The following is a 9,049-nucleotide window of genomic DNA, read 5'->3' as shown; positions in this document are numbered from 1 at the left end:
TATTTGCCTGGTCAAAGCATACATTTTATGATAGAGTGCCTTTTCTTTTTTTGCTAGAATATAGCTCAAATACCCTCGAGAAATATTTTACACATAGTAATTGTTTTTTTATTTTAACTTAATGAAGTTAAAATATGTTGCAAATAGCAATAAAAAGAGGATCATCATGGATCCTCGGAAAAGGGTATTTAATCTTGTTTTTACTGGAGAGACTGACATAGTATCATTTCTAATTACTTTTTCAATTTACGCCACAATGTTGTGCGATTTATACCCAGTCTTTCTGCAGCTTTTGACTGATTATTCCCTTCCTCTCTCAATACCTGCCTAATTATTTCCTGTTCTATTTCTTGTAAAGTTCCAGTAAGCGATAATGCATTATCTTCCTGTTTATCAATTTCCTTTGATACATTTTTATTCATTAGTTCCTTAACATGGGATAACTCTATATAATTTCCCGTTGTCCTGCTACTTAATTTCTTGACAATCGTTTTTAATTCAGGTAAATTTCCGATCCAATCAAATTGGGCTAAATACGTGACTGCTTCTGGTTTAATACCAACCGTTTCGTCACCGTTTTCCATGTGCAATTCAGCCAAAAAGTAATCTGCAAAAGCTGGAATATCTTCCTTTCTTTCTCTTAAAGGGGAAAGATATAATGTTTCTTCACAAATTGGTTGATACTGTGTTTCCTCAAATACCTTAATGTGTGCGTGTCTTTCCACCAGAAAAATAACTTTTATTGTATTTGATAAATGTTTTAACAATTCCCCGAATTCCTTTTGAATATCATGTGGCAATGCACCAAAGTCTTTTACAATAACAGTTCCATTTGTGATTGATGCAAGTTTCCTATGCACATAATCGCGTACATCAATCCCATTTGCCAGCTGCATTCCCTCGACAACTAAGATTGGAGCCTTTGGGCCAAACCTTTGAAAGTGGATTTCCCGTGCCATTGTATATTTACCTGTCCCTGGCTCACCAAAAATACATAAATTTTTATCCGTTTGTGCAAAATGTTGAATATCCTTTTCTAGCTGGTCAACTCTACTGCTTTCGCCAATAATCGGAATATGTACAGGACTACCAATGATTGTAATCGTTTTTGAATCTGTCTTCCTTTTGGAGGAGAGAATGCTAACCCCAACAATTTGTTCCCGATTACTTATCAAAAAGCCTTGAATTTCATATATTCGGGACTCCCCCACTATTTCATCCCATTGGTATGTTTCATTATCTAGTACTCTTTTAATAAATGGAACGATAAGAGGGGATTGCATGATTTCATGACACTCAACATCTTGGTTATACATATCATTTTTCTCCAGTACCTCACCATGTTTATTTAGTATTACGATTGGTGCAGGCATGGAACGAAAAGCATTTTGGAAATAGCGATATTTATAATTTACCCTACGAAAGAAGTTGTAGTCTCTTATCCCCTCTTCAATGGCACTCATAACCGCTTCTTTACCAGATGTAATCAATACACCTCTTAAACCAATCTGTTTCGCCACTTCGACAGTAATCACATCACCAATTACTACAGAAAATCCTTGTTGTTTAAGCTGTTCCAGGTTGAACCGTACTTCATTCTGGGATTTTATCGTTATCATTTTTACATCAAATTCCAAAATGTTACAAATCGTTGCAGCACCCTCTGAAATGTTTTTAAATCCGACAAGGGCCACTCCTTTCCTTATCCCCCTAATAAGGGTAAAAACACGTAACATGTCATATCCGGTAATATCTATATGCACAACTGGAATGGAAACAACATTCTGAATTAAAGTAGCAGTTCCACCACGACTAATAATCAATTCATAACCCTGTTTTTCCGCCAATTGTGCCGCTCTAACACCCTCTTCAAGGTTTGCTACTGTGATATCCAGTTGTATTTCATCCGGTATCTCCATTTTTTTAGCTGTTTCCGCTAAACCTTTATACGGAGCAATTAAAAGTGCTTTGATCATCTAAATCCCTCGTTTGTTGCATATTTCAACAATTATATTATTACATAAAGAAGTATGATTGTCATCTCTTAAATAAAGAACTAAGTAAGCTAGTGTAAGGCTTTTTGAAAAGGGGTCTGCTGAGTAATTATTAATTTGATTCAGACTACTAGGTTTTTGCTTTAAAAAATATTGCTTCTGACGATATAGATATAGTGGATAAAAAGTGTGGAAATTTGCAACAAAGAATTTTAGGAGGATTTACGTGAAAAAAACAAAAAACAGGAAGTTTTCTTTCAACCTAAGGAATAAGCTCATTTTATCTTTTTTACTTGTTTTATTATTGCCTAGCATCATTATCTCTTATACGTCTTATAAGAGTTCAGAAGATAATATCGACAGTCGGATGCTTAATACGGCACAAAAAGATGTTGAGATCGCCAATCAGGCAATAAATCAGTTTGTTCATGCCCAAAAGGAAAACATCGAATATCTGTCAAACACAATCATTGCCGGTGATATCGTTAATAACAACGATACCCAAACAAGAAGAATACTAGACACAATTCAGGATTCGAAAGCGGATGTTGAGCAAACCTATGTTGGTACTAAAACGGGAGAGTTTATGAATTCACCCACATCATTTAAGAATCCACCAGATTATGACCCACGCGAACGGCCTTGGTACAAACAAGCAATGGAAAATAAAGCTGAAGTCATTATAACGGATCCGTACGTGTCAAAGTCTTCTGAGCAAGTAGTCGTAACACTAGCAAAAGCAACTACAGATGGACAAGGAGTCGTAGCGGTAAACCTTAAGCTTGGAAGTCTATCGGAAATGATAGGTGATATAAGTATCGGAAATGAAGGTTACCTGTTTTTATTAGATAAAACAAGCCATTACATTAGCCACCCTACTAATGAAGCTGGTTCAGAAGCAACAGAAGATTTTATAAAGGACATTTTTAAATCTGAATCTGGAAAGTTTGATTATACGCTAGATGGCGACCAAAGGAAGTTAGCCTTTACAACGAATCAGATGACCGGTTGGAAAATTGCCGGAACGATGTATCAGGACGAAGTAAATCAGGCAGTTAAGCCAATCCTAGATACAACCTTATTCGTAATTATTATTTCCCTTATTTTAGGCGGAATTATCATCCTATTTATTATTCGTTCCATCGCGAAGCCAATAAAACAATTAGTAAGTGCTACAGATAAAATGCGTGATGGCGATCTGAGCATTAGCGTTGACCTGCATAGAAATGATGAGTTAGGTCAATTAGCCAAGGCATTTAATCAAATGCGTGAAAATCTAAGTAATGTTATTTCACAAGTTCACGAAAAGGCTAGTAGTCTTGCAGCATCTTCCGAACAGTTAAACGCAAGTACGGAACAAAATACGTTAGCAACCGAACAAATATCATCATCCATTCAGGAAGTTGCATCAAGCATGGAAAGCCAGACAGCAAGCATTGAAGAAAGTTCAAAAATGGCAAATGACATGTCTAAATCGATTCAGCAAATTGCTGCAAGTTCAAATGAAGTATCAACAACAGCCAAAGATGCAATATTGGTTGTCGATGCCGGAAACCAAGCGCTCGACACAACAGTTGGACAAATGGAATACATTAAGAAAACCGTTCATGAGCTATCGAATAATATCGAGGGATTAGGCAACCATTCCCAAGAGATAAGCAAAATTGTTGATGTCATTACCGATATTGCCGAACAAACCAATCTGCTCGCACTGAATGCAGCAATCGAAGCAGCAAGAGCGGGCGAACATGGTAAGGGGTTTGCTGTCGTAGCCGATGAGGTTCGTAAACTTGCAGAACAGTCATCCCAATCGTCAGAACAAATTAGACAAATGATCGAATCGATACAGCAAGGTACAACCGATGCAGTCAAATCCATGGAAACCGGAACTTCAGAAGTTGATAAAGGAATTGACATCGTTAATCAAGCTGGTCAATCATTTACTGAAATTACGAACTTTGTTAACACAGTATCGAAACAAATTCAGCAAGTTTCGTCCCAAATTGACGTCATTTCTTCAAGTGCGGAACATTTTGTCACCACGTTTGATAAAGTAACAGCCGTATCAGAAACAACGTCGGATGGAGCTCAAAATGTTTCCGCATCAACACAAGAACAGTTAGCATCGATGGAGGAAATTTCAGGTTCTGCCACTTCTTTATCACAAATGGCCGAAGAGTTGCAGGAATTGGTTAAGAACTTTAAACTGTAATCCATACATGTACCTTAGGATAATACAAAAGGAGCCAATCCAAGCGGGAGGCTCCTTTTGTATTTTTAGCTTTTTATCTAATTTTAATTGTTATAAAAAGTACTCCCACCTCGAGCAGCTATCACGCCCCAAAAATCAATCATTCACACAACATAAGACGCTGCCACTGGCCTATACACAATACAAATTTTGGCGTTCTTCTACCCCAACTCCGGATGAAACAACACTTTCCCAAAAGACTCCTCCCGATTAATAATCTTCTTGAACGTTTCCGGTCCCTGTCGTAATTGTAATCGGTGGGAAATAATCGGTTTTACATTAACTTGGCCAGTACTCATGTAATGAACGGAGGTACTCCATTCTTTGCCGGGGAACGGTGCGGAGATGGCATTCCATGATCCTAAAACAGTTAGTTCGTTGCGGACAATCCGTTCGAAATAGGAACGTACAATATTGATATCTGCATATGGAATTCCCATGAAAACAACCTGCCCACCTTTTTTCGGCAAGGCAAAAACCTGTGCGGATGTAATTGGTGACCCCGCTGATTCGATGGCAACGTCAACACAATGGTTGCCATTTAATTCGTTAATTTGATCGTGAGCTGCTTTTTCCTTTGAATTAATGACAACGTCCGCTCCTACTTCCTTGGCGATCGCAAGTTTGGCATCATCAATATCAATGGCATAGACCGTCTTCGCTCCAAAAATCTTTGCCCACTGGATCGCCAGTAAACCAATATTCCCGCATCCCATCACGGCAACCTCAGCACCTGGCTGCATATTTGTCCGGTAAAATCCATGGACAACAACGGATGATGGTTCAATCATAGCGGCTGTATCAAAATCAACATTATCCGGAATTGGTACAACATTTTCTGCGGGCAGCATGGCGTATTCCGCATATGCCCCCGGATGGTAAGCCCCCATCACATGAAGCTTTTTACAGCGTGCAGGTTCACCTTTTCTGCAGCTTTCACATTCACCGCAATTAAAGGCAGGACAGCCCGCCACACGATCACCAGCTTTTACATTTTCTACATTAGATCCGACTTCCACAACTTCACCGGAAAACTCATGACCGAATATGGTACCTTCGACATAAGGACCTAATTTATTAAATCTGGAAATGTCCGATCCGCAAATCCCAACAGCTTTGACCCTGATAATGACATCATCAGCATTTTTAATAACTGGTTCTTCCGCTTCCTCAAACCGCATATCCTGTTTTCCATAAAGTCTCAGGGAACGCATTACGATCACCCTTTCTATCTAGTTAGCTGATTCATTCTCTGTGTTGCGTTTTCTCTTCATAACAATTCCTATAAGGGCGAGACCTACAACAATACTATTGAAGATTACCTGATGTTCAACATAGAAATCACCAATTGACCTGCCAACAGATCCGAGCATGAAATCTAAAAGTGCATCTACCATTTGTTACCACCCTCATCTCTAATTAATTAGGGAAGGAATGATTCCACATTTACTAGAATCATTCCTGTAAAGTACTATTAATACGCCGCAGTCACAGTATTACCGGAAATAATTCAACGCGCCACTCACACCTATCCATTAATCTACCGGTGTTAACAATACCTTAATCGCTTCCCCGCTTTTAATTTTCTCGTACGCCTCATCCCATTGTGTAATATCAAATTTATGTGTTACCAATGCTTTGGCATCCACACACCTATCATTCATTAATGCAAGGGATGGTTCCCAGTCGTGTGGATTCTGGCTTCTGCTTCCGACAACGCGAATTTCCTTTTGAATAATTTTTTCAAAATCAACAGGGATTTCCGCTGAAGCAAAAATACCAATCTGACCATATTGGCCCTTTTTCCGTAACAGATCCAGCCCCATTTTTACAGCTGGTACTGCACCGGAGCATTCAAATACAAGATCCGCACCGTATCCATCCGTTAATCGATTTACGACTTCTTTTACGTCCTCTTCCTGGATATTAACGGTATAATCTATCCCAATTTCCCTGGCTTTATCCAGACGCACCTTGTCATTAGTTAAGCCAGTAATAATAACTGTTGCGCCTTGGCTTTTCGCAACCTGTGCTGTTAACAGCCCGATTGGACCAGGACCAGTTACAACAACAACGTCACCTTCATGAATCGTTGTTTTGGCAACAACATGGTGGGCACATGACAATGGTTCAGTCATTGCCGCTGATGGAAAATCAACATTTTCCGGAAGTTTGTGGACACTTTCTTTGCGGGCGATCAAATATTTCGCAAATCCGCCATTCTGCTGTGTCCCCAAGCCCTTTCGATGGTTACACAGATTATAATCACCGGTTTGGCAGTATTCACATTCACCGCAAATATAAAAGGTTGTTTCTGATGTTACCCGGTCGCCTATTTTACATTCACTGACATTGTCGCCAACTTCTACAACAACGCCGGCAAACTCATGTCCCAATGTTACCGGAGCGGCTACTTTATAATGTCCTTCATACGTATGAATATCCGAACCGCAAATCCCTGCATACTTCACTTCAATTTTTACTTGATCACTCCCGACTTGCGGTTCTTCTTTGTCCTGTATTTCCAAATTTCCAAATCCAAGTTCTGTTTTGACTAATGCTTTCATATAAGCTCCTCCTATTCTTCTGTCTGAACGATTGCTGGCAGAGGAAAACATTCTTGCGAGCGGGAACAAAGGAAACACACTCCGATGTTCCCATATTTAGTGACAATAACCCTGTCAAATAATCTCTTAATTAAACAAACTGAAGATCTTAAAAATAACCCAGTTTACGATATTACCACCCTGGTCAATACTGGATATTTTTGCAGAACCTTCTGGCATATCGAAGCTTGCATTTTCTGCCATTTGCGTAAAGATCGGTGCGACATCGGTTGCAATATACAAAGAAATAGCAATCATAATGGTTCCTGCAATAACCGAATGCACGATATTTCCTCTGGCTGCACCTACGATAAATGCGACAATAAACGGAATCGTTGCTAAATCACCAAATGGCAATACCGTATTACCTGGTAAAATAACCGCTAATAAAACAGTGATGGGAACTAATATCAACGCGGTCGAAATAACAGCTGGATGTCCTAAAGCTACTGCCGCATCAAGCCCAATATAAATTTCCTTATCGCCAAACCGTTTATTTAGCCATTCTCTTGCAGATTCCGATACAGGCATTAACCCTTCCATCAGGATCTTAACCATTTTCGGCATCAAGACCATAACTGCCGCCATTGCCATCCCGATTTCAATGATATCGCCAACACCATAACCTGCTAGTGCACCTATAAGGGCGCCCAGGAATAATCCGATAAAAATAGACTCTCCAAAGATACCGAATCGCTTTTGAATCGTTTCTGGATCGGCATTCCAATTTTTTACCCCAGGGATTTTTTGCAGTAATTTAACCAGGAAAATTCCTGGTGAGTAAGAAATGGTACTACCAGTTGCCAGCGAAACACCTGGTAATTCATAAAATTCACTAACCATCGGCACCGTCCAGTCGGCTACTTTCAGACAAACAATTTGGAAAATTACTGCTGCAATTAACCCTTGAACGATACTATCCGAGATTGCATATACCATTGCAGCCATGAAGGTATAGTGCCAGAAATTCCAAATATCCACGTTCATGGTTTTCGTTGTTTTTGTTAAAAGCATGATGACGTTTACAATTAAACCAAGCGGAATAATGAATGCAGCTACAACGGATGCCCAAGCAATCGATGATGTAGCAGGCCATCCTACATCAATAACATTCAAGCTTACTCCTAAATTTTCGACCATCCCTTGTGCGGCTGGTCCCAGATTATCAACAAGCAAATCGATTACTAAGAAAATACCAACAAATGCAACACCAATTGTTAAACCGGAGCGAAATGCTTTACCTGGCTTTTGTCCGAAGAATAAACCTAGTAAGAAGATAACGACTGGAAGAATGACGGTAGCTCCCAAGTCTAAAAAGGCTTGTATAAAATCGACAAATCCTTGCATGGATTTTCTCCCCCTTATAGTTATGAATTTTCCCGATTTCCCCGACCTCGAGGAAATCGGTTCAATAGCTGCTATTTTTTTAATTCCTCTAGTATTTGTTTCTTTGTATCTTCTGTACCAATACCTGTCAGGAATGAACGCGCATTGATCACTGGGAATGGGTATTCCTTTTTTGTCATTGCCGTCGTTACGAGTAAGTCAGCTGTATCAACATATGCCCCTACTTCCGCAATTTTAATTTGTCTTAAATCAACACTGAGATTGTTTTCCTTCGCCATTTCTTCAATAGCGCTATTTACAACCGTTGATGTCGCGATTCCTGCACCACATGCTACTAATACTTGTTTCTTTTCCACATTACTCACCTCCTTTAAAGGTAAAATCCAGTTTACTTTCCAAAAATGCTTTTACATTTGCATTGCTTTTTTCACTAGTTAAATAGGTTAATGTTTCTTGATCCTGAAAGATATGCATTAAACGCTGCAGTAATGACAGCTGTGAATGTGCCTCATCCATTGCAAGCATAAAAACCAATTTAACTGGAGTAGTCTCATCCGGATCTCCCATCACGCCAAACGCAACTGGATCCTTTAAGACAGCGACACTAATCGCCTTCTTATTCACATGCTCCACGTCGGTATGGGGAATGGCTACCGAAACACCGCTAGTTGGCAAGCCCGTAGCAAATTCTGCCTCACGGGCAATGATTGCCTCCGTGAAAGTTGTCTTTACGAGTCCCTTTTCAGTCAGGTTTTGCCCCATAGCTGTTAAAACTTCTTCTTTCGTTTCCCCTTCTAAATCCAGGAGAATGATAGATTCGTCAAAATAGATATCACTCAATTTCTTGCACC

The 9,049-nt window shown here is 39.5% G+C and carries 8 protein-coding genes; 1 reads left to right on the top strand and 7 read right to left on the bottom strand.

From position 1 onward, the window contains the following. Positions 1-233 precede the first annotated feature (233 nt). Positions 234-1,976 carry a sigma-54-dependent Fis family transcriptional regulator gene (locus IEX12_RS04055; RefSeq protein WP_188724718.1) on the bottom strand — a complete coding sequence of 581 codons (1,743 nt, stop codon included), beginning with the start codon at positions 1,974-1,976 and terminating at the stop codon, positions 234-236. A 244-nt stretch (positions 1,977-2,220) separates the two neighbouring features. Between IEX12_RS04055 and IEX12_RS04050 the strand changes: the two genes are divergently transcribed. Beyond that, positions 2,221-4,206 carry a methyl-accepting chemotaxis protein gene (locus tag IEX12_RS04050; RefSeq protein WP_188724717.1) on the top strand — a complete coding sequence of 662 codons (1,986 nt, stop codon included), beginning with the start codon at positions 2,221-2,223 and terminating at the stop codon, positions 4,204-4,206. A 200-nt stretch (positions 4,207-4,406) separates the two neighbouring features. On the opposite strand, the gene IEX12_RS04045 is transcribed toward IEX12_RS04050, so the two are convergent. From IEX12_RS04045 to IEX12_RS04020, 6 genes are all read right to left on the bottom strand, one after another. Further along, positions 4,407-5,459 carry a galactitol-1-phosphate 5-dehydrogenase gene (locus tag IEX12_RS04045; RefSeq protein WP_188724716.1) on the bottom strand — a complete coding sequence of 351 codons (1,053 nt, stop codon included), beginning with the start codon at positions 5,457-5,459 and terminating at the stop codon, positions 4,407-4,409. Between the two features lie 18 nt (positions 5,460-5,477). After that, complete coding sequence (locus tag IEX12_RS04040) at positions 5,478-5,642, bottom strand: hypothetical protein (RefSeq protein ID WP_188724715.1); 165 nt, start codon at positions 5,640-5,642, stop codon at positions 5,478-5,480. A 138-nt stretch (positions 5,643-5,780) separates the two neighbouring features. Continuing rightward, positions 5,781-6,812 carry a zinc-binding dehydrogenase gene (locus tag IEX12_RS04035; protein ID WP_088052430.1) on the bottom strand — a complete coding sequence of 344 codons (1,032 nt, stop codon included), beginning with the start codon at positions 6,810-6,812 and terminating at the stop codon, positions 5,781-5,783. Positions 6,813-6,938: 126 nt separating this feature from the next. Further along, positions 6,939-8,198 carry a galactitol-specific PTS transporter subunit IIC gene (locus tag IEX12_RS04030; protein WP_088052429.1) on the bottom strand — a complete coding sequence of 420 codons (1,260 nt, stop codon included), beginning with the start codon at positions 8,196-8,198 and terminating at the stop codon, positions 6,939-6,941. Positions 8,199-8,269: 71 nt separating this feature from the next. After that, positions 8,270-8,554, bottom strand: a complete 285-nt coding sequence (locus IEX12_RS04025) for a PTS sugar transporter subunit IIB (protein WP_088052428.1) — start codon at positions 8,552-8,554, stop codon at positions 8,270-8,272. Between the two features lies 1 nt (position 8,555). Next, on the bottom strand, positions 8,556-9,038 hold the full coding sequence (locus IEX12_RS04020) for a PTS sugar transporter subunit IIA (RefSeq protein ID WP_188724714.1): 483 nt from the start codon (positions 9,036-9,038) through the stop codon (positions 8,556-8,558). Positions 9,039-9,049: the final 11 nt, after the last annotated feature.

The organism is Lentibacillus populi (assembly GCA_014642895.1).
GTDB classification, from domain to species: domain Bacteria; phylum Bacillota; class Bacilli; order Bacillales; family Amphibacillaceae; genus Lentibacillus_C; species Lentibacillus_C populi.
This window is presented reverse-complemented; position numbering and strand designations above follow the sequence as displayed.

What these genes read in the sequence shown, in the direction of transcription:
- IEX12_RS04030 (WP_088052429.1), bottom strand. Translation starts at nt 8,198, where the DNA reads ATGCAAGGATTTGTCGATTTTATACAAGCCTTTTTAGACTTGGGAGCT.
- IEX12_RS04035 (WP_088052430.1), bottom strand. Translation starts at nt 6,812, where the DNA reads ATGAAAGCATTAGTCAAAACAGAACTTGGATTTGGAAATTTGGAAATA.
- IEX12_RS04040 (WP_188724715.1), bottom strand. Translation starts at nt 5,642, where the DNA reads ATGGTAGATGCACTTTTAGATTTCATGCTCGGATCTGTTGGCAGGTCA.
- IEX12_RS04045 (WP_188724716.1), bottom strand. Translation starts at nt 5,459, where the DNA reads ATGCGTTCCCTGAGACTTTATGGAAAACAGGATATGCGGTTTGAGGAA.
- IEX12_RS04055 (WP_188724718.1), bottom strand. Translation starts at nt 1,976, where the DNA reads ATGATCAAAGCACTTTTAATTGCTCCGTATAAAGGTTTAGCGGAAACA.